Here is a 20,963-nt window from a genome sequence, read left to right on the forward strand (position 1 = left end):
TGCTGAAATAACACGCGTTTTGTCACAAACTCGTCATCTGTTCGTCACGAAGTCGGCAGCGCCTGATGCCCGACCAACGAGGGGCTGAAACTTGGAAACACTAATGCAAGTGACGGGCGTGTGAGCATGTTCTCACATGCTGTAGGGCCGTCGCTGTGATCTGCGCGAATCCGGCGATGGCTCACAGGTAACTGCGATGAGCATGATCGGAGGTTGGCAAGCGAAGCCGAGGAATCGCGACGCTTTCTTTATCTGGTGTGTGTGGAAGCTGCCGGGGAGAGAGGAATGACGGACGCCGGCGGTGCCTGGAAGTGTCTCAGGCGCGGCAAAGGCCGGCAAGGGGGGACGGCGGAAACAAGGGAGGTCAGGTACTCGCGTTGTTCAGCGACGTGATTTGGCTTGAGCTGCTTCCTTGACGCGGGGGCTGCCACTCGTGCCCGAGAATTCACTCCAGGGTGGCTTCCTTGCGGGCAACGTTGCCGCTGACATCGATGTCACTGCCCAACATCGCGCTGCCGGTCAGATCGACACCGTAGTCCAGGAGGTTCTGACGCGTCAGGTGCAGCATGATCCGGCCGGCCTGCTCGACCGGTCTGCCGCGCATGTGGGAGACGACGTACTCGGCGGTGACGGGGTAGCGTCCCTGAGGAAGGCTGATACCTTTTGCGAGGGAAATCTTGTCGTTGGAAACTACAAGAGTTTTGCGTCGTTTGATGACCTGGGCCAAGTCTAGAACTCCTACTGGTGCAGGTGGATCACACCCGCGAGCGGCGATGTAAAAAGGCCTCTCGATTTCTCGAAAGGCCTTCTAGATCAAGCAATCTGGATGGTGGGCGTGACAGGGATTGAACCTGTGACCCCTACGATGTCAACGTAGTGCTCTCCCGCTGAGCTACACGCCCATCCGATGGCGGCGCATAGATCACAAAACATTCGGAGCCGTCAATAGGCTTTTTTCAGTTTTGTGACGCGCCGCCCGGCAAGCCTTATGCGGCAAGCATTTTGTTGACCTCGTCGACGAGGTCGCGCAGGTGGAAGGGCTTGGAAAGGACCTTGGCATCCTTCGGCGCCTTCGAATCAGGGTTCAGCGCCACGGCGGCAAAACCGGTAATGAACATCACCTTGAGGTCGGGATCGAGTTCGGTGGCGCGGCGCGCCAGTTCGATGCCGTCCATCTCGGGCATGACGATATCGGTCAGCAGCAGGGAAAACGGTTCCTCGCGCAGCCGGTCGTAGGCGCTGGCGCCGTTATCATAAGAAAGGACCTTGTAACCGGCCTTTTCCAGCGCTTTCACCAGGAAGCGGCGCATGTCGTTATCGTCTTCGGCGAGAAGTATCTTCTGAGTCATCAATCCAGACCGCTGATCAATAGGTTTTGGGTGGGGCTGCCAGCCGTTTACACTAGTCTTTGCCCGGTAAACAACCGGTGAATTGCCTGTGCGTGATTGCCATCCCTTCTACATAGTATGGACTTGAGGCCGGGCAACTGGCAACATGGCCGAAGCAGTCAGTTCATGACATGGTAAAGAGGGCAGAAAGTGCCGGAAATCCGCGAATACGAGCTTTTTGAAGTCCATGAGCCCGTGTCGCAGACCATTCCCTTCGTCTACAACTCCCCCCATAGCGGCCGCATTTATCCACCGGAATTCATCGCCCAGTCGAGGCTCGAAGGCATCGCCATCCGCCGTTCCGAGGATCACTATGTCGATGAGCTCTTCGGTTCGGCCGTCACCCTCGGCGCACCGCTTCTCGCCGCCAACTTTCCGCGCGCCTATCTCGACGTCAACCGCGAGCCTTACGAGCTCGATCCCAGGATGTTCGACGGGCTGCTGCCGCCCTATGCCAATGTCAACTCGCTGAGGGTCGCCGGCGGGCTCGGCACCATTCCGCGCATCGTCGCCGAGAACATGGAGATCTATGCGCGGCGCCTGCCGGTGCAGGAGGGGCTGGATCGGGTCGAAGCGGTCTACAAGCCTTACCATGCGGCGCTGCGCCGGCTGATTGCGCGCACCCATGTACAGTTCGGCTTCGGCGTGCTGATTGATTGCCATTCGATGCCCGGCAATGTGCGCGTCGCCGGCTGCACCGGGCGGCCCGATTTTATCATCGGCGATCGCTACGGCACCAGCGCTTCGGCAGAACTTTCGCGCGCCGCCATCGCCATCCTCGAGGAAATGGGCTTCGCGGCGATCCGCAACAAGCCCTATGCCGGCGGTTTCATCACCGAACATTACGGCCGCCCCGCGCGCGGCCTGCATGCATTGCAGATCGAGGTGAACCGGGCGATCTATGTCGACGAGGTGACGCTGGAGAAGCGCGAGGATTTTGCCGCGGTGGCCGAGGCCGTGACGGCCTTCATGCAGCAGATGGCCGATTACGTCGAAAAGTTCGCCGGCGACCGGGCGCTGGCCGCCGAATAATCTTCTTTTCAATTTGGCGATATTCGTGTGGCCGTCGTCTTTCGTAACGGCCAAAAAAGAACCGCGCTGGTCAGCGCGGCTAAGTCTAGGGAGGAAACACCCAAAGAGGGTATTTACAGTCAGAAGACTGTACCGACGACGCTACTATTGCATTGCACAAATGTCAAGCAATCTATTGCGCTGCGATATCTTTGAGCAATTCGTCCGAAATTGCCCGCTGCGTTTGCATTCCCGTCACGTTTCGCTATGAAACCCCGTTCCCGCCAGCCAAATGGTGCCACCATGCTTCCTGACCGTTCGTTCTTCAATCGTCTGGCGGAGGCCGCCCGCGCCGAGACGCTGCCGCGCTTCCGCTCCGGCCTTGATGTCACCAACAAGCTTTCCTCGGGGTTCGATCCGGTGACGGAAGGCGACCGGGCTGCCGAGCTCGCCATCCGAGCGCTGATCGAGGAGAATTTCCCCGATCACGGCATACTCGGCGAGGAGCACGGCAATGTCGGGCTCGACCGTGACTATGTCTGGGTAATCGATCCGATCGACGGAACCCGCGCCTTCATAGCGGGCGTGCCGGTGTGGGGAACGCTGATCGGCCTGCAGAAGGAGGGCCGGGCGATCATGGGCATGATCGAACAACCCTTTACCGGCGAGCGTTATTTCGCCGACGAAAACGGCTCGATCTATAGCGGGCCCGAGGGCGAGCGGCGGCTGGTGACGCGCCAGTGCGACAGGCTTTCGGACGCCATCCTGTTCACCACCTCGCCGCATCTCTTCGCCGGCGCGGAGATGGAGAAATACCGGGAGATCGAGAGCCAGGTGCGGCTCTTCCGTTACGGCTGCGACTGCTATGCCTATGCGCTGCTTGCTGCCGGCCATATCGATCTCGTCATCGAGAACGGCCTGAAGCCCTATGATGTCGGCGGCATCATTCCCGTCATCGAGGGGGCGGGCGGCATCATCACCACCTGGGACGGCGGCCGGCCGGAAAATGGCGGCTCGATCATCGCCGCCGGCAGCCGGGCGGTCTACGAGCAGGCAGTCGCCGTGCTGCAACGCTGATCCCGAGGATTGACCGGGCCAATCCCCCGGTCAGCCCCACTGATCCGGCCTCACGTGCCGAGGGCTGCGACATCCTGGTTTTCCTCGGCATCGCTGCCAGGAATGAAGGCGTGGAAGGCGGCGAGCGCGGCGGCGCGGTAGATATCCCGTTCCTGGAAGATCTCGTGGCGGGCGCCGTTGATCGGCACCAGCTGACCGGCGCGGAAATAACGCGAGAGCCGCTCCTGCGCCGTATAGGGCACGACGCCGTCACGGGTCGGGGCGATGACGATGGTCGGGATGGTGATCGAAAAGAGATGGTTGGGCGAGGTGACCCGATCTATGGTCCGGAACGCCTCGCTGAGCCAACGGGCTGTCGGCGGACCGAGCGTCAGCTCCGGATGCGCCGTCATCATCGCGGCATTGCGGTCGAAACGCTGTTCGTCCGAGGTCAGCGGGTTGTGGCTGAAGTCCGGCTCCTTCAATTTCGAGGTCAACGGCAGGAAACCAAGGCCGAGAGCGGTCAGCGTGCCTGCAAGGGCACGGATGGCACGGGGCGAGGCCGCCTGGCCGGTCAGGCCGATGAAGGGAGCCGACAGCACCATGCGGTCGATGCGGGTCGTCAGATAAGGGGCGGCCGACAGCGCGATCAGCCCACCGGTGGAATGGCCGAGCAAGTAGAAAGGCAGGCGCGTATCCGGCAGCACCACCTTTTCGAGGAAGGTGTCGAGATCGTGCTCGTAATCGACAAAGCGGCGGATGTGACCGTGATTACGGTGTTTCATCAGCCGTGGCGAACCGCCCTGGCCGCGCAGATCGAAGGTCGCGACCCAGAGGCCTTTCGCCGTCAGGTCGCGGATGGTCTCGAAGTACTTTTCGATAAATTCATTGCGGCCATGGAGAATGACCACGGTGCCCCTGGCGACCTGGGCGCCGGAGCGAAAGACGGCGTAACGCAGCCGGTGGCCGTCATGGGTTTCAAAATACCCTTCCGTGCGGTTTTCCGGGGCGGGATTGTCGGGCGTCGAATAGAGAACCTGATCCATGACTTTGCCAATGCGCCGCTGCTGACTGCTTCGCTATCAGGGATAACGCATGGCTCCCGGCTTGGAAAGCGGCGGCGCCCGCAAAGCGGCGGGAGAAAAGGGCCGGCAGGAGCATGAGGGTGCCCGCAGCCGGCCTAGGTTGAGGCTGAAGAAGAAGGGACGATGCACTTCAGCCGCCGGGACCAGATTTACCCGACGCTGCTATTTCTAGGCGCTTGCGTCTGAATGCGTTCCGAACCGGCCGTTCATGCGGGGTTCACGGGCCGTTCAAGGCGATTCCGAAAAGGTCTTGAACTCCGCAAATCCCATCACCATCTCCTTGCTGCGGGTGCCAAGAAGGGCCCGCGCAACCGTTCCGGGGCCGCCGAACATGGGGTTTCAGGGACATTTATCGCAACACGTCGCTTCCACAGGAGGACATCATGCGTCACGTAGACTTCTCTCCCCTTTATCGTTCGACGGTCGGTTTCGACCGGCTGTTCACCATGCTCGACAGCCTCGCTCAGCCGGAGCAGGCGCAGACCTATCCGCCCTATAATATCGAGCGCACCGGTGAAAACACCTATCGCATCACCATGGCTGTTGCCGGTTTCGACGAGACCGAACTTTCAATCGAAGCCCATGCCCATGTGCTGTCCGTGAAGGGTGAAAAGAACGAGGATACCGCCGAAAGCGGCGAATTCCTCTATCGCGGCATTGCCAAGCGCGCCTTCGAGCGCCGCTTCCAGCTCGCCGACCATGTCGAGGTGACCGCCGCTTCGCTGAAGAACGGCCTGCTTCACATCGACCTTCTGCGCAACATTCCCGAGGCCATGAAGCCCCGCAGGATCGCGATTGCCGCAGAGCCGGTCGAGGCTCCGAAGGCCATCGAGGCGCAGGTCGTCAACAACTGATCATTATCCCACGTGGATAAAGGACGGCGCTCCGCTTGGGGCGCCGTTTTTTATTGCCGTTCGCTTGTTGCTGTTCAGGCGGGGCTGGCGGCATCCTTGATCTCCTGTTCCGTTGCGCGGCGGGCCGCGGCGGCGGCGTATTTCTGGGCGATGACGGCGCAGACCATCAGCTGGATCTGGTGGAAGAGCATCAGCGGAAGCACGATCGCGCCGATCGACTGGCCGGCAAAAATGACGTTTGCCATCGGCACGCCGCTTGCGAGACTTTTCTTGGAGCCGCAGAAGGTGATGGTGATCTCGTCGACCTTGTTGAAGCCCAGCCAGCGGCTGCCGAACATCGTCAAAACGAGCACGAGCGCCAGGAGCACGATGTCGGCAAGGATGACGACGGCGATATCGGCGAGCGAGAAGGTATGCCAGAGGCCCTCGACGACGGCCGTCGAGAAGGCGAGATAGACGACCATCAGGATCGAGCCGCGGTCGACGGGCATCAGGATTTTCTTCTTTGCGCGAATCCAGTCGCCGATCCAGGGCTGCAGGATCTGGCCGACGATGAAGGGGGCAAGCAGTTGCAGCAGGATCTGCTGAAGCGCGTCGAGGGAGAAGCCGCCATGGCCGCCGACGGAAAAGAGCAGGCCGACGAGCAGCGGCGTCAGAAACATGCCGAAGATATTAGAGGCGGAGGCAGAGCAGATGGCGGCGGGCACGTTGCCGCCGGCCATCGAGGTGAAGGCGATGGATGACTGCACCGTCGACGGCAGGACGCAGAGGAAGAGGATGCCGAGATAGAGCGGCTGCGGCAGGATCGCGTCCGGAATGAAGCCGAGCGCCAGGCCAAGCAGCGGGAAGATGCCGAAGGTCGTCAGCAGGATGACGAGATGCAGGCGCCAGTGCAGGAGGCCCGAGATGACGACATCGCGGGAGAGGCGGGCGCCGTGCAGGAAGAACAGGGCGGCGATGGCGAGATCGGTGGCGAGGCCGAAATAAGCCGCGAAGGTGCCGCTTGCCGGAAACAGCGAGGCGAGGATGACGGTGCAGACAAGCAGGCTGGTGAATGTATCGGGCAGAAAGCGGCGCATAGCGGTCTCGCGGCAAAAACAAGTTTGGTGATTGTTCTGTCATCCATTATGATCCAGGATGCAAGAAATAACAGTTATCAAGAATCCGGATGTCATGCTGGACCTTTCGCAGTTGCGCAGTTTCGTCGCCGTCGAACAGATGGGCAGTTTCACGCTCGCCGCGGACAGGCTGGGTCTCGGGCAATCGACGGTCAGTCAGCATATTCAGCGGCTGGAGGCGACGCTCGGTCGCAAACTTCTGGCGCGCGACACACACAAGGTCATGCTAACAGGCGACGGCGAAGCGCTGCTGACGCATGCGCGCGCCATGCTTTCGATCGAGGGGCAGGTGCAGTCGCTGTTTAAGAGCAACAGCTTGCGCGGCAGCCTGCGGCTCGGCGTCTCGGAGGATTTCGTCACCAGCCAGTTGCCGGCGGCGCTGGAGGATTTCGTTCGGTCGCACCCGTCCGTCGACCTGGAGCTGACCGTGGCGCTCTCCGGCGTCCTCTACGAGATGCAGGACAATGGCGACATCGATCTGGTGCTTGCCAAGCGCCGGCTCGGTGACTCACGCGGACAGCTCGTCTATCGCGAGCCGCTCGTCTGGCTGGCGCGTGATCCTGAGCGGCTGCTGGCCGCCGGGCCACTGCCGTTGATTGCTTTCCCGCCGCCGAGCGTGACACGGGCGATCGCCCTGGAAGCGCTCGGGCGCAACGGCGTACCGTGGCGGATCGTCTGTACTTGCGGCAGTCTCAGCGGGCTGACGGCGGCGGCGCGGGCCGGGATGGGCGTGCTGGTGCAGCCGCGCAGCATGGCGCCATCGGGGCTGAAAGAGATCGCCGCGGGAAGACTGCCGGCGCTGGAGGACGTGGAATTCGTGCTTGTGCCGCGCAAGGACGCCGATCAGGCGCTGATCGCCGCACTCTCGGACGATATTCTGCAAAAGGTGAGGGGGCTGAGGTCGGCGTGAGCCATCGTCGGCACCGCGAGCCCCTCTGGTAGGCGGGCTCGGCCGATCAGGCGGCCAGGCACTTCAGGAAACCATCCACATCCGCTTCCTTGGTCGCAAAGCTGGTGACGAGGCGGATCAGGGTTTCGCCTTCGGAGACGAGTTCGGGCGTTGCTGCAGGCGCCGGCCACTCATAGAATTTCGCACCCTTTTCTTCGGCGGTTTTCGCCGCACTTTTGCTGATGACGGCAAAGACTTCGTTTGACGCGGTCGGCCAGGCGAGCCGTGCGGCGTTGCTGGCGCCGATACCGGCGCGCAAGCGATCGGCCATGCCGTTGGAATGGCGGGCGAGGTCGAGCCAGAGGCCCTTTTCGAAATAGGCGTCGAACTGGGCTGCGATGAAGCGCGACTTGGAGAAGAGCTGCGCGGCGCGCTTGCGGATGAAGGGCATTTCGCGCGCCCGTTCAGGATCGAAGAAGACGATCGCCTCGGCGCACCAGCAGCCGTTTTTGGTGCCGCCGAAGGAGAGCATGTCGACGCCGCGCTTCCAGGTCATTTCGGCCGGGGTGGCGCCGAGCGCAATCAACGCATTGGCAAAGCGGGCGCCGTCCATGTGGAGCGGCAGGTTGCGCTTTCGTGATATGGCGGCGATTTCGCCGATCTCCGGCAGGGAATAGACGGTGCCGATCTCGGTTGCCTGGGTGATGGTGACGGCGCTGGCACGGCCGTGACGGAGGGCGTCCTCTGGAAAGTTGGCGATTTTTGCGGAGAGTTTCGCCGGATCGATCTTACCGGCTTCGCCGTCGACGGCAACGAGGCGGGCGGAGCCGGAGAAGAATTCCGGCGCGCCGCATTCATCCTCGATCACATGGGCCTCGGAATGGCAGAAGGTGATACCGCCGGGGCGCTGGACACTTGCCAGCGACAGGGAATTGGCGGCCGTGCCAGTGGCGACGAAGAAGACGGAAACCTTACGTTCGAAGATCTCGCAGAAGCGGGTCTCGACTTTTTTGTCGAGATCGCCAGTGCCATAGGCAGGGGCAAAACCAGCCGATTCCGCCAGCAGGCGTTCGGCAATGGATCTGTGGGCGCCGGCCCAATTGTCGGATGCAAAGAACATAGCGGAGACCGTGGGGAGTGAAACAGATTGGGAGGGTCGCAGCGGACATTACGTCAATCCTTTACGGGATCAAGGCTATTGCCCATAATCCATCACGAAAATTGACCGGCGCAATCAATAAATAAAATAAGCCGGAGTAGCGTAATTTTATTTCGTGTTTGCGACTGATTTGGTAATCTTACGTCGCAAAATGACGATTTTTGCCCCGGTGCTCTTGCGAAGCCAAATGCTTTCTGGCATAGAACAGCTGAATTAGGACAGTGTTGCTGTCCTATTTTGGCCTTTGCGGCCGAAGAGGCGCCGAAAGCCCTGGAACAGGCGGGCTTTCACGCTATAGTTCTTCCGAGCGCCAAGCCCCAGGACGGGCGGTGCACGGAGGCGAATGGCAGGCGCGGAACGCGACGGTTTGCTTTCCCTAAAAGCAGATGTCTGCGGCGATCTTCACAATGCAACAGCGCTGTCATGCGCCGAACCTATCTTCGGGTTGCGGTGCGGGACGAAAAGCCGCCCGCGGCCCGCGGGTTTCGACAGGAGGAAAGACGATGACGAAGACGCCATCCATGGAATTTGACCGGTTTGCCGCTGCTGAGATGCGCGCGACGGCCAATATGTCCAAATCCGCCTCCGGTCTGCCGAAGAAACAGGGCCTCTACGATCCCCGCAACGAGCATGATGCCTGCGGCGTCGGCTTTGTCGCGCATATGAAGGGCGAGAAGTCGCACCAGATCGTCAAGGACGGCTTGTTCATCCTCGAGAACCTGACGCACCGCGGCGCCGTCGGCGCCGATCCTCTGATGGGCGACGGCGCCGGCATTCTGGTGCAGATTCCCGACCGCTTCTTCCGCGAGGAGATGGCCGCACAGGGTATCACCCTGCCGCCGGCCGGCGAATATGGCGTCGGCCATATCTTCATGCCGCGCGATGAAAAGCAGATCGAGCACTTCAAGAAGGTCATCAAGGACGTCATTGAAGAGGAAGGCCAGGTCCTGATCGGCTTTCGCGACGTGCCGGTCGATAATTCCTCGCTCTCTAAGGCGCCGGCCATTGCCGCCACCGAGCCGCATCACGTCCAGGTCTTCATCGGTGCCGGCGAGGATGCCGAAAACAACGACGAGTTCGAGCGCCGGCTGTTCACGCTGCGCAAGGTGATCTCCAACCGCATCTATGACGAGTTCGACGGCGAGGAGAGCAATTTTTATCCGGTGTCGCTGTCGTCGGCGACGGTGGTCTATAAGGGCATGTTCCTGGCCTATCAGGTCGGCGCCTATTATAAGGACCTGTCGGACCCGCGTTTCGAAAGCGCGGTCGCCCTGGTGCACCAGCGTTTCTCGACCAACACCTTCCCGTCGTGGAAGCTTGCGCACCCCTATCGCATGGTCGCCCATAACGGCGAGATCAACACGCTGCGCGGCAACGTCAACTGGATGGCGGCGCGCCAGGCCTCGGTTTCCTCGCCGCTGTTCGGCGAAGATATTTCCAAGCTCTGGCCGATTTCCTACGAGGGACAGTCGGACACCGCCTGCTTCGACAATGCGCTCGAATTCCTGGTGCGCGGCGGCTATTCGCTGGCGCATGCGGTGATGATGCTGATCCCGGAAGCCTGGGCCGGCAACCAGTCGATGGCGGCCGAACGCAAGGCCTTCTACGAATATCATGCCGCGCTGATGGAACCTTGGGACGGGCCGGCTGCCGTTGCCTTCACCGACGGCAAGCAGATCGGCGCCACACTCGACCGCAACGGCCTGCGGCCGGCGCGTTACCTCGTGACCGATGACGACCGCGTCATCATGGCGTCCGAAGCCGGGGTTCTGCCGGTTCCGGAGGAGAAGATCATCCAGAAGTGGCGCCTGCAGCCGGGCAAGATGCTGCTGATCGACATGGAACAAGGCCGCATCATCTCCGACGACGAGGTGAAGTCGCAGCTTGCGACCGCGCATCCCTATCGCAGCTGGCTCGACCGGACCCAGCTGATCCTCGAAGAGCTGAAGCCGGTGGAGCCGCGGGCGCTGCGCCGCGACGTGTCGCTGCTCGACCGCCAGCAGGCCTTCGGCTACACGCTCGAGGACACCCGCATCCTGATGTCGCCGATGGCGACGACGGGCCAGGAAGCGATCGGCTCGATGGGCACGGACACGCCGATCTCGGCGATGTCGGAAAAGCCGAAGCTGCTCTACACCTATTTCAAACAGAATTTCGCGCAGGTGACCAACCCGCCGATCGATCCGATCCGCGAAGAGCTGGTCATGAGCCTCGTCTCCTTCATCGGTCCGCGTCCGAACATTCTCGACCATGAAGGCATGGCGAACGCCAAGCGTCTCGAGGTGCGTCAGCCGATCCTGACCAATGGCGATCTCGAGAAGATCCGCTCGATCGGCCATACGGAAGACCGTTTCGACACCAAGACGCTCGATTTCACCTATGATATCGAGCGCGGCGCCGAAGGCATGCCCGAGATGCTCGACCGGCTCTGCGAGCGCGCGGAAGCGGCCGTCAAGGGCGGCTACAACATTATCGTGCTCTCCGACCGGCAGATCGGGCCTGATCGAATCGCCATTCCGGCACTGCTCGCCACAGCGGCCGTCCACCATCACCTGATCCGCAAGGGGCTTCGCACCTCCGTCGGTCTCGTCGTCGAGACGGGCGAGCCGCGCGAAGTGCATCATTTCTGCCTGCTCGCCGGCTACGGCGCCGAGGCGATCAACCCCTATCTCGCCTTCGACACGCTGCTCGACATGCATGCCAAGGGCGAATTCCCGAAGGAAGTCGATGCCTCGGAAATCGTCTACCGCTACATCAAGGCGGTCGGCAAAGGCATCCTCAAGGTGATGTCCAAGATGGGCATCTCGACCTATCAGTCCTATTGCGGCGCGCAGATTTTCGATGCGATCGGCCTGTCGTCGGAACTAGTCGACAAGTATTTCTTCGGTACCGCAACGATGATCGAAGGTATCGGCCTCGAGGCAATCGCCGCAGAGACCGTCGCCCGCCACAACGCCGCCTTCGGCAAGGATCCGCTGCTTGCGACGACGCTCGATATCGGCGGCGAATACGCCTACCGCATGCGCGGCGAAAGCCATGCCTGGACGCCGGACGCGGTCGCCGCCCTGCAGCATGCCGTGCGCGGCAATGCCGAGGACCGCTACCGCGAATTCGCCGAGATGGTGAACAATTCGGCGCTGCGGATGAACACGATCCGCGGGCTGTTCAACATCAAGAGCGCCGAGGCGCTTGGCCGCAAGCCAGTGTCTATCGACGAGGTCGAGCCGGCCGCCGATATCGTCAAGCGGTTCTCGACCGGAGCGATGTCTTTCGGTTCGATCTCCCGCGAGGCGCATACGACGCTGGCGATCGCCATGAACCGGATCGGCGGCAAGTCGAACACCGGCGAGGGCGGCGAGGAATCCGATCGCTACATGCCGCTCTCCGATGGTTCGATGAACCCGGAACGTTCGGCGATCAAGCAGATCGCGTCGGGTCGTTTCGGCGTCACAACCGAATATCTGGTCAACGCCGATGTGCTGCAGATCAAGGTGGCGCAGGGCGCCAAGCCCGGCGAAGGCGGCCAGCTGCCCGGTCACAAGGTCGATGCGACGGTTGCCAAGACCCGCCATTCGACACCGGGTGTCGGCCTGATCTCGCCGCCGCCGCACCACGACATCTATTCGATCGAGGATCTGGCGCAGCTGATCTACGATCTGAAGAACGTCAACCCGACCTCTGATGTCTCGGTCAAGCTCGTCTCCGAAGTTGGCGTCGGCACGGTTGCCGCCGGCGTCGCCAAGGCGCGCGCCGACCATATCACGGTCGCCGGCTTCGACGGCGGCACGGGTGCGTCGCCGCTGACCTCGCTCAAGCATGCCGGCAGCCCCTGGGAGATCGGCCTTGCCGAAACCCAGCAGACGCTGGTGCTGAACGGCCTGCGTTCGCGTGTTGCGCTGCAGGTGGACGGCGGTCTGAAGACCGGCCGTGACGTCATCATCGGGGCGCTGCTCGGCGCCGACGAATTCGGCTTCGCCACCGCGCCGCTGATCGCGGCCGGCTGCATCATGATGCGCAAATGCCATCTCAACACCTGTCCAGTCGGCGTGGCGACACAGGATCCGGTGCTGCGCAAGCGCTTCAAGGGAACGCCGGAACACGTCATCAACTACTTCTTCTTCGTCGCCAATGAAGTGCGTGAAATCCTCGCCTCGCTCGGCTTTACCCGGCTTGACGATATCATCGGCGCTTCGGAGCTGCTGGAGAAGGACGAGATGCTGGCGCACTGGAAGGCGAGGGGTCTCGACTTCAGCCGCATCTTCCACAAAGTCGATGCCGCCAAGGAGGAGACCTTCTGGACGAGCCGGCAGCAGCACCCGATCGACGACATTCTCGACCGCGTGCTGATCGAACAGGCGCAGCCAGCGCTGACCGACAAGACGCCCGTCGCCTTCGAGGTCGACATCAAGAACGTCGACCGCTCGGCGGGCGCGATGCTGTCCGGCGAGGTCGCTAAGCGTTACCGCCACCGCGGGCTGAAGGAAGATACGATCAACGTGACGCTTCGCGGCACGGCAGGTCAGAGCTTCGGCGCCTTCCTGGCGCGCGGCGTCACCTTCAACCTGATCGGCGACGGCAACGACTATGTCGGCAAGGGCCTTTCGGGCGGCAAGATCATCATCCGGCCGCCGGAGAATTCGAGGATTGTCGCCGAAAACTCGATCATCGTCGGCAACACCGTGCTTTACGGTGCTACCGAGGGCGAATGCTACTTCCGCGGGGTGGCGGGCGAACGTTTTGCTGTGCGCAATTCCGGCGCGATCGCCATCGTCGAGGGTGTCGGCGACCATGGCTGCGAATATATGACCGGCGGTGTCGTCGTGGTGCTCGGCGCCACCGGCCGCAATTTCGCGGCCGGCATGTCCGGCGGTGTCGCCTATGTGCTCGATGAAACCGGCGATTTCGCCAGCCGCTGCAACATGGCGATGGTCGAACTCGAGCCGGTGCCGGAAGAAGACGACATGCTGGAGAAGCTGCATCATCACGGCGGCGATCTCATGCACAAGGGACGCGTCGACGTCTCGGGCGACATGACCCGCCACGACGAGGAGCGCCTCTACCAGCTGATCTCCAATCATCTGCACTATACGGGTTCCACCCGCGCCAAGCAGATCCTCGATCACTGGGCCGACTACCGTCCGAAGTTCCGCAAGGTCATGCCGGTCGAATACCGCCGTGCGCTCGAGGAAATGGAACGCAGCCGGATGGGCATCGCCGCGGAGTGATTTGCACCGGGATATTCGCCACGTGCTGATTGCGGGTGGCGAATATCGGAAACGTCTCGATGATCCGTGACGATCATGCGACGGCCGACGGCCGTCGAGATCGCCCGGAAGTTTCAGGGGATATGTTCCAATGACGGTCAAGAGAAGTAACCCGCCCGGAATGCCGGGACTGACGACAGACAATTGGCCGCGGATGAGCCGGTCATGAGGGTAAGGGACGAAGAGATGGGTAAGGTAACAGGGTTTCTGGAAATCGACCGGCAGGTGGCGAAGTACCAGCCGGCGTCGGATCGTATCCGCCATTTCCGCGAATTCACGATCCCGATGTCGGATCCGGAAGTGCAGAAACAGGCCGCGCGCTGCATGGACTGTGGCATCCCCTATTGTCACGGCCCGACCGGCTGCCCGGTGCACAACCAGATTCCCGACTGGAACGACCTCGTCTACAACAACAACTGGGAAGCGGCGATCCAGAACCTGCATTCGACCAACAACTTCCCGGAGTTCACCGGCCGCGTCTGCCCGGCGCCCTGCGAGGAAGCCTGCACTTTGAATCTCGAAGATGCGCCTGTTGCCATCAAGACGGTCGAGCAGGCGATCGCCGACAAGGCCTATGAGCTCGGCTTCATCCGGCCGCAACCGGCCACCGTCCATACCGGCAAGAAGGTCGCCGTCATCGGCTCTGGTCCCGCCGGCATGGCGGCCGCCCAGCAGCTCGGCCGCGCCGGCCACGAGGTACATGTCTACGAGCGCGAGACCAAGCCCGGCGGTCTGCTGCGCTACGGCATTCCCGATTTCAAGATGGAAAAGAACTTCATCGACCGCCGTGTCGAGCAGATGAAGGGCGAGGGCGTCACCTTCCATTGCGGCGTCAATGTCGGCGTCGATGTCAAGGTCGAGCAGCTGCTCGCCGATCATGACGCCGTGCTTTATTGCGGCGGCTCCGAGACGCCGCGCGAGGCGGGCATTCCGGGCATTGACCTTGCCGGCGTGCATGATGCCATGCCCTATCTGGTGCAGCAGAACCGCCGTGTCGGGCGCGAGAACATCGACAGCGTCGGCTGGCCGTCGGACCCGATTCTGGCCGGCGCCAAACATGTCGTCGTCGTCGGTGGTGGTGATACGGCGTCGGACTGTGTCGGCACGGCGTTCCGCCAGGGCGCCGTCAAGGTCACCCAGCTCGACATCCGGCCGCAGCCGCCGGAGAAGGAAGACAAGCTCGCCGTCTGGCCTTTCTGGGCGACGAAGATGCGTACCTCCTCCTCGCAGGCCGAGGGCGCCGTGCGTGAGTTCCAGGTGGCAACGCTTGAATTCGTCGGCGAAGACGGCGTGCTGACCGGCGTCAAGTGCTGCGAGGTCGACGAGCGCCGGCGGCCGGTTCCAGGCACGGAATTCGTCATCCGCGCCGATCTCGCCTTCATCGCCATCGGTTTCCGCGGCCCGTTTACGACGAGCGTGCTGAAGGAGCTCGAGGGCAAGCTGACGCTCAATACCGATAAGCGCGGCTCGACCAACGTCGTCGCCAACGACCGGGACTACAAGACCTCGATCGAGAAGTTCTGGACGGCGGGCGACGTGCGCCGCGGCCAGTCGTTGGTGGTCTGGGCGATCCGCGAAGGCCGCCAGGCTGCTCGCGCCATCGACGAGGCTCTGATGGGCTCGAGCGTGCTGCCGAACTGACTGTCGGCTCACACGGGCTCATGACGATACGAACTCCGCCTGTGAACTGACCCCGAATGTTGTTGTTCAACTTTCGGGGGGCAGTTCACAGGCGGACTTTTTATTGTGGTCCGAAACCGCCGACACTTTTCAGCATCATGCTTGCACCGACTTTCTCATTTCACCGAGACTTCGGCCGGCGTCTTGGTCGCCGGCATGCGATAATCGTCGACGCGTCCGATTGGGGCCGGCGTCATCTCGCCCTGCTCGACAAGCAGATCGCGCGGCGATTTCGTCAGCGTGATAGGCGGCGGCCTTGCGCCGAGAAGCTCGGTGCCGCCGTCGAGATTGGGATCGGAGAGGCTGATCGGCACGGTGTGTTCGACCGGATTGGTGGGAAGGCCGAGACCGGGCAGGGCACTTTCGTCCAGCCGCACCAGATCCGGGCTTGCTTGGGTGCCGAGAATGCGGCGGGCCGGCTTTTCCACATAGAAGGCAAGCTTGCGGCGGCCGGCCTGCGTGAGGTTGATGCCGTCGGACGTGCGCAGGCGCACCTGCTGGCCATTTACATCCGAACCGGTGACGATGAAGTTGCTGTTTTCGTCTACGAAGCCATCCCAGATATCGACGAATTCGCCGCCGATGCTTTCGACCTGGTTGCGGTAGAGCTGGTTCATCTGGACGGCGTCGGCCGTCATCTGATCGGATTCGAAGGCGGGCAGCCCGACCCAGAGCAGCGGGATCTTCCGGTCGGTGACTTCTTTGCCAAAGGAAAGGACACGGCGGCGATATTCGGCGAACCAGCCGTCGGTGCGGAATTTTTCCTTGGCGGTGTCGGTCACCATCTGCTGGCGGTCATTGGCGCCGATCATGACGACGACCATTGCCGGCTTCAGCTCGTCGATCATCTTCGGCAGCTGTCCCGGCCAGTCGTAATAATCGTCGCGGACAAGGCCTGAGGAGACGTTGCCGCGGGCTTCGACGACGACGCCGGGCGAGGTCTCGAAGGCGGCGGTCAGGCCGTCGCCGAGGCCGCTGGCGAGGAAATCGCCGACGATCAGTATCTTCTTGGCGTCGCCGAGCTTCTGCACGACCGGCTCTTCCTGCACCGGCGGCCGCACCGGCGGCGCGGTGCGGGTATTGATCACCGCCTTCTGCGCCGGCGGGCGCTTGCGCTGCTGCTGGCGCCTCGGCTGCTGGGCATCAGGGGCCTGCGGCCCGTCATCGAGATAGCGCCGGCCAAGGAAAAAATCGAGGATCGACCGGCGCTCGTAGCGCTGTTCCTGGGCCTCGGCGACATGCACCGGCGCAAGCGCGCCGACGCACAGCGAAGCCGCCGTCAAGGCGAGCACCAGCCAACGGATTTTCGGGGTCCGATCAGTTTTCTTCATCATGGGCAGTTCCGCATCTGCCGGCATCTTGCACGCAGGATAGGTCAGCGTCCACTCCCGCTATTCATGTAGGTCACGGTTCTGCCGCTTCCAATCAGGGCTTACTTTTCGGCATGGCGCTAGAGCATGATGCCGAAAAGTGTCAGCGGTTTTCGGACCACATCCTGTTCTAGCGGCGAAGTGCGTTCAGGAGCGGCAGCGAGGGCTCGCCGTCCGGCTGCATGCCGATGCGCTCCTGCACCGCCGATATCGCCGCCTTCGAACCCGAGCCGAAATTGCCGTCGACCTCGCCATTGTAATAGCCGAGGGTCTTCAGGCGGGTCTGCAGCTCGAATTTCTCGGTGATATCAAGGGCGCCGTCCGGGCGCGGCCAGCGCTGCTGCATGCCGCCATAACCGGCGATCTGATCGGCCAGCAGGCCGACGGCAAGCGCGTAGCTATCCGAGGCGTTGTAGTTCTTGATGGTGAAAAAGTTGGCGGTCATCAGGAAGCCCGGGCCGTTCGGTCCGGCCGGCATCTTCAGCACGGCCTTGGTGGCGCCTTCGCGGAAGGCCTTGCCGTTTGGGCGTTTCAGGCCGAGCTCCGCCCATTGGGCAAGCGTATGGGTCTTGCCGGCCTGCTTGGCGGCGGCAGCGGGAACGACGACCTCGTAGCCCCAGGTCTTGCCGGTATCCCAGCCGTTCTTCATCAGGAGATTGGCCGAGGTCGCCAGCGCATCCGGCACCGAATTCCAGATGTCGCGATGGCCGTTGCCGTCGGCGTCGACGGCGTAAAGCAGGTAGCTTGTCGGGATGAACTGGGTGTGGCCCATGGCGCCCGCCCAGGAGCCGGTCATCTCGCGTGCCGGCACGTCGCCGTTCTGCAGGATCTTCAGCGCGGCAACCAGCTGCTTCTTGGCGAATTTGGCGCGGCTCGGGTCGGCATAGGCAAGCGTCGCCAGCGCGCGCGGCACGTAGTGCAGCCGGTCATCCTTGTCGAGAATCGCACCATAGTTCGATTCCATCGACCAGATGGCGAGCAGAATGCTCTTGTCGACGCCGAAGCGCTGCTCGATCGCATTGAGCGTGCGGGCGTGCTTGGCGGCCATCTCGCGGCCGATCCTGACCGTGTAGGGATTGACGCGCGAATCGACGTAGTCCCAGATCTTCGAGGTGAATTCGGGCTGATAGGCCGCCTTCTCGAGCACGGTGGGATCGGGCTCGCTCACCCCGGAAAAGGCCTTTTGATAGGTTGCCTTACTGATGCCACTCTGAGCGGCTGTTTGGTAAAAATCCGCGATCCATTTCTGGAACCGGGAATCAGCTTTCGCGCTGTCGGGAACCAGGCCTACCTGGGCGGCGACAACGAGGGCGAGAGCAAGACCACGAAGGGAGTTTTTGTGATTCTGGATCATCGACAGTCGTATCCGTCATCTTCAGTTTTCGGTGCAGCAGAGGCGTCATGTCCGCCCAGACCCGAGACTACAGGAACGGAGTCAACAAATTCTTTACCATGGCGGTCGGCTGCGGTCACCATTGCAAAACAGTAGCAATTCTATACTAGGTAGAGCCAAAAGGCTCTTTTTCCAAAGCGATATGGCGAAGCAGGAGGCCGGGTGTGGCTCAGCATAACAAAGTTCGTAAAGCAGTATTTCCGGTTGCCGGGTTGGGGACGCGATTCCTGCCGGCGACAAAGGCTGTTCCGAAGGAAATGTTGACCGTCGTCGACAAGCCAATCATTCAATATGTCGTCGATGAGGCGATCGAGGCCGGGATTGAACATTTGGTTTTCGTCACCGGGCGCAACAAGCACGTCATCGAAGATTATTTCGACATTCATTTCGAGCTTGAGCAGACGCTTAAGGAGCGCGCCAAGAAGGCGGAAATTACTCTCCTGCAGCAGCAATTGCCGAAGGCCGGCACGGTGAGCTTCACCCGCCAGCAGGAGCCGCTCGGCCTCGGTCATGCGGTCTGGTGCGCCCGCGAAATCGTCGGCGACGAACCTTTCGCGCTGCTGCTGCCCGACATGATCATGAAGGGCGACAAGGGCTGCATGAAGGGGATGATCGACCTTTACGGCCAGAGCGGCGGCAATATCATCGCCGTTGAAGAATGCGCGCCCGACCAGGCGCATAAATATGGCATCGTCGGCGTCGGCGAAGCGATCGGCGAGGGCTTCCGAATCACCGGCATGGTTGAAAAGCCCGCCAAGGGAACGGCGCCCTCCAACTTCTTCATCAACGGCCGCTACATCCTGCAGCCGGAGATCTTCAAGATCCTCGAAACCCAGGAGCGCGGCGCCGGCAACGAGATCCAGCTCACCGACGGCATGCTCAAGCTACTGAAGGAACAGGATTTCGCCGGGTATCACTTCCGCGGCACGACCTACGACTGCGGCGCCAAGGACGGCTTCATCCTGGCAAATGTCGCCTACGCCCTCGAACGCGCCGATATCCGCCCGACCGTCGAAGGTGGCTTCAAGGAATTGCTTGCCGGCCTGAGGTAAGTTTTCCGTACAGCATATGAATGACGAGCGCCGCGTATCCTCCCAGATGCGCGGCGCTCTTTATTAATGTTTTAGCCTGATGTCGTCCGCAAACCGCTCACACTTCAACATCAGGCTTAGCGTTTGAGCTTAAGGCCGACGCCGGCGCGCCATTGCTGCGAATCGGTGCCTTCCTTGCGCGTCGTCAGCTCGTAGCCAAGCGTGCTGGTCAGATCGAGATAGCGGTTGATGTTCCAGGTCAGGCCGGTCGCCGCGGTATAGACGAGCTCATCGTTGATGGTGCTGTCGGTGGGATAATCGCGCCAGATGACCCCGCCGATCATCGTGCCGACCAGATTGTCGCGCAACTGATGCGTGACCGTCGTCGTCAGCGCGTGCGAGACGTAACCGCTCTCGCCCGCCGTAGTCGTAGGCTGGATGTTCGTCTGCAGGTCGAGATTAACATCGGTGCTGCGGATCGGCGACCAGAGCAGGCTCGCATCGAGCGTGGCCGTGTCGATCGACGAGAGCCTGTTATCTTCGAAGTCCGCCCTCGCGTAGCCGATGCCGACTTCTCCCTTCAGCTTTTCACCGAGATCGACCTCGACGCCGGCTTTGACGCCGTAGCTATGGCCCGAACGCTCGTAGCCGGCGGAATCGCGTGTCTCGTCATAGAGCGTCCGGCCGATCGTGGCCTCGATGAAGGGGATCAGCGCGGGCGACAGCTCGTAGCCGACGCGGCCGCGCAACGTACCCGTCGTCTGATTGCGGTCGCTGAGCGCGACGGTCGCGCCGCTGGCCAGCGTGGCGTCGGAATAGATCGAACGGGTGAGCGCCAGCGCCGTCGTGCCGCGCAGGATGCCGAAATCGCGTTCTACGGAGGCCCCGGCCGAAAACTCCTGCACATCGGATTGCTGCGTGGCGTTGGCGACCGCGTCAGGGTCGTCCGTATCTTCGCGGTAGAAATTATACCCGGCGGTGAGGTGCGCCACCGTATCCTGGGGAAGGTCCAGTCTGAGATCGCCGTTGATCTTGAAGGAAGGCTGCTCCTCGCCTTCGCCGCTGATATTCCTCTGCCATGCGCCTTCCGAGGTGACGCTCAGCTGGTGGCGGCCCCAGTCGGAGGTCAGCGTCGCTGCCGCATCTGTTTCGAGGAAGGCGCGCCGCTGCCTGGTGTCGCCATCCTTGGTGGTTTCGGTGTTGATGCTCTGGGTGACGCTCGGACGGAGCACGAAAGTGCCGAGCGGAATGCCCGGCGTTTCCGCCGTCGAGGCGCTTTCGGCAACCCGGCGCCCCGGCAGGGTCTCGTCGACCCGCGCCTCACGGGTGTTCAGCCGGCGCATGTTCTCGTCGAGGATGGAGCCGGTAATCTCGTCGCCGGATTGTGCGTCCGATATGGCGGGCCGCTGCTGGGCGTCATTCGCCTTCGCGGCCGTGCCGTTTGCCGCAGGCATGGTGGAAACATCGGTTTCCTCATCGAAACCGATGGCTGTATTGTTTGTGGTGCGGTCGTTCGTCGCGCTTGCCGACGGCTGTGAGGCGGACTGCGCGAAGGCGGGGGTCTGGCCGAGAAGCAGACAGCCGAATGCAGCAAAGGAGACGGCACGGCTCATGGCGCGGAGCGGCGTCACACTGCTCGTCTGATTTGGCTGGCCCATGCAATTC

At 62.0% G+C, this 20,963-nt stretch carries 15 protein-coding genes and 1 tRNA gene; 7 read left to right on the plus strand and 9 right to left on the minus strand.

The window, feature by feature from the left end; all coding sequences use genetic code 11:
* Positions 1-445 precede the first annotated feature (445 nt).
* The 3 genes from C4N04_RS09610 to cpdR1 all read right to left on the minus strand — a co-directional run bounded on the left by C4N04_RS09610 (position 446) and on the right by cpdR1 (position 1,349).
* A complete protein-coding gene (locus C4N04_RS09610) occupies positions 446-727 on the minus strand; it encodes a hypothetical protein (RefSeq protein WP_106795940.1) in 282 nt (93 codons plus the stop codon).
* A gap of 100 nt (positions 728-827) precedes the next feature.
* Positions 828-902, minus strand: a tRNA-Val gene (locus C4N04_RS09615).
* Between the two features lie 84 nt (positions 903-986).
* Positions 987-1,349: a response regulator CpdR1 gene (gene cpdR1 / locus C4N04_RS09620; protein ID WP_003542883.1), complete on the minus strand. Its 363-nt coding sequence runs from the start codon at positions 1,347-1,349 to the stop codon at positions 987-989.
* Positions 1,350-1,538: 189 nt separating this feature from the next.
* Here cpdR1 and C4N04_RS09625 point away from each other — a divergent pair, with 189 nt between their 5' ends.
* Together C4N04_RS09625 and hisN are read left to right on the plus strand one after the other, a co-directional pair.
* The gene (locus tag C4N04_RS09625; protein WP_009997126.1) at positions 1,539-2,420 is read left to right on the plus strand and encodes an N-formylglutamate amidohydrolase; all 882 of its coding nucleotides are present in this window, start codon (positions 1,539-1,541) and stop codon (positions 2,418-2,420) included.
* A 282-nt stretch (positions 2,421-2,702) separates the two neighbouring features.
* Positions 2,703-3,476, plus strand: a complete 774-nt coding sequence (gene hisN, locus C4N04_RS09630) for a histidinol-phosphatase (RefSeq protein WP_009997125.1) — start codon at positions 2,703-2,705, stop codon at positions 3,474-3,476.
* Positions 3,477-3,526: 50 nt separating this feature from the next.
* Here hisN and C4N04_RS09635 read toward each other — a convergent pair whose 3' ends face one another.
* Positions 3,527-4,501: an alpha/beta hydrolase gene (locus tag C4N04_RS09635; protein ID WP_106795941.1), complete on the minus strand. Its 975-nt coding sequence runs from the start codon at positions 4,499-4,501 to the stop codon at positions 3,527-3,529.
* A gap of 422 nt (positions 4,502-4,923) precedes the next feature.
* On the opposite strand from C4N04_RS09635, the gene C4N04_RS09640 reads away from it, so the two are divergent.
* Positions 4,924-5,394: an Hsp20 family protein gene (locus C4N04_RS09640; RefSeq protein ID WP_096769926.1), complete on the plus strand. Its 471-nt coding sequence runs from the start codon at positions 4,924-4,926 to the stop codon at positions 5,392-5,394.
* Positions 5,395-5,468: 74 nt separating this feature from the next.
* Here C4N04_RS09640 and C4N04_RS09645 read toward each other — a convergent pair whose 3' ends face one another.
* Complete coding sequence (locus C4N04_RS09645) at positions 5,469-6,473, minus strand: bile acid:sodium symporter family protein (protein WP_106795942.1); 1,005 nt, start codon at positions 6,471-6,473, stop codon at positions 5,469-5,471.
* 94 nt (positions 6,474-6,567) lie between these two features.
* Between C4N04_RS09645 and C4N04_RS09650 the strand changes: the two genes are divergently transcribed.
* Positions 6,568-7,422 (plus strand): LysR family transcriptional regulator, encoded by an 855-nt coding sequence (locus C4N04_RS09650; RefSeq protein WP_106795943.1) that lies wholly within the window; start codon positions 6,568-6,570, stop codon positions 7,420-7,422.
* A gap of 46 nt (positions 7,423-7,468) precedes the next feature.
* On the opposite strand, the gene C4N04_RS09655 is transcribed toward C4N04_RS09650, so the two are convergent.
* Entirely contained in the window at positions 7,469-8,521 is a 1,053-nt protein-coding gene (locus tag C4N04_RS09655) for a low specificity L-threonine aldolase (RefSeq protein WP_106795944.1), read from the minus strand.
* Positions 8,522-9,063: 542 nt separating this feature from the next.
* On the opposite strand from C4N04_RS09655, the gene gltB reads away from it, so the two are divergent.
* Both gltB and C4N04_RS09665 read left to right on the plus strand, forming a co-directional pair.
* A complete protein-coding gene (gene gltB / locus C4N04_RS09660) occupies positions 9,064-13,785 on the plus strand; it encodes a glutamate synthase large subunit (protein WP_106795945.1) in 4,722 nt (1,573 codons plus the stop codon).
* A gap of 225 nt (positions 13,786-14,010) precedes the next feature.
* Entirely contained in the window at positions 14,011-15,465 is a 1,455-nt protein-coding gene (locus C4N04_RS09665; RefSeq protein WP_077990663.1) for a glutamate synthase subunit beta, read from the plus strand.
* 155 nt (positions 15,466-15,620) lie between these two features.
* Here C4N04_RS09665 and C4N04_RS09670 read toward each other — a convergent pair whose 3' ends face one another.
* Positions 15,621-16,862 (minus strand): DUF459 domain-containing protein, encoded by a 1,242-nt coding sequence (locus C4N04_RS09670; RefSeq protein ID WP_080771718.1) that lies wholly within the window; start codon positions 16,860-16,862, stop codon positions 15,621-15,623.
* Between the two features lie 142 nt (positions 16,863-17,004).
* Entirely contained in the window at positions 17,005-18,228 is a 1,224-nt protein-coding gene (locus tag C4N04_RS09675) for a lytic murein transglycosylase (RefSeq protein ID WP_038691249.1), read from the minus strand.
* A 203-nt stretch (positions 18,229-18,431) separates the two neighbouring features.
* Between C4N04_RS09675 and galU the strand changes: the two genes are divergently transcribed.
* Complete coding sequence (galU, locus tag C4N04_RS09680) at positions 18,432-19,319, plus strand: UTP--glucose-1-phosphate uridylyltransferase GalU (protein ID WP_038691247.1); 888 nt, start codon at positions 18,432-18,434, stop codon at positions 19,317-19,319.
* A gap of 116 nt (positions 19,320-19,435) precedes the next feature.
* On the opposite strand, the gene C4N04_RS09685 is transcribed toward galU, so the two are convergent.
* Positions 19,436-20,956: an outer membrane beta-barrel protein gene (locus C4N04_RS09685; protein ID WP_106795946.1), complete on the minus strand. Its 1,521-nt coding sequence runs from the start codon at positions 20,954-20,956 to the stop codon at positions 19,436-19,438.
* Positions 20,957-20,963 lie beyond the last annotated feature (7 nt).

It is taken from the genome of Rhizobium sp. H4, assembly GCF_003013335.1.
In the GTDB taxonomy this organism is placed as follows: Bacteria; Pseudomonadota; Alphaproteobacteria; order Rhizobiales; family Rhizobiaceae; genus Rhizobium; species Rhizobium sophoriradicis.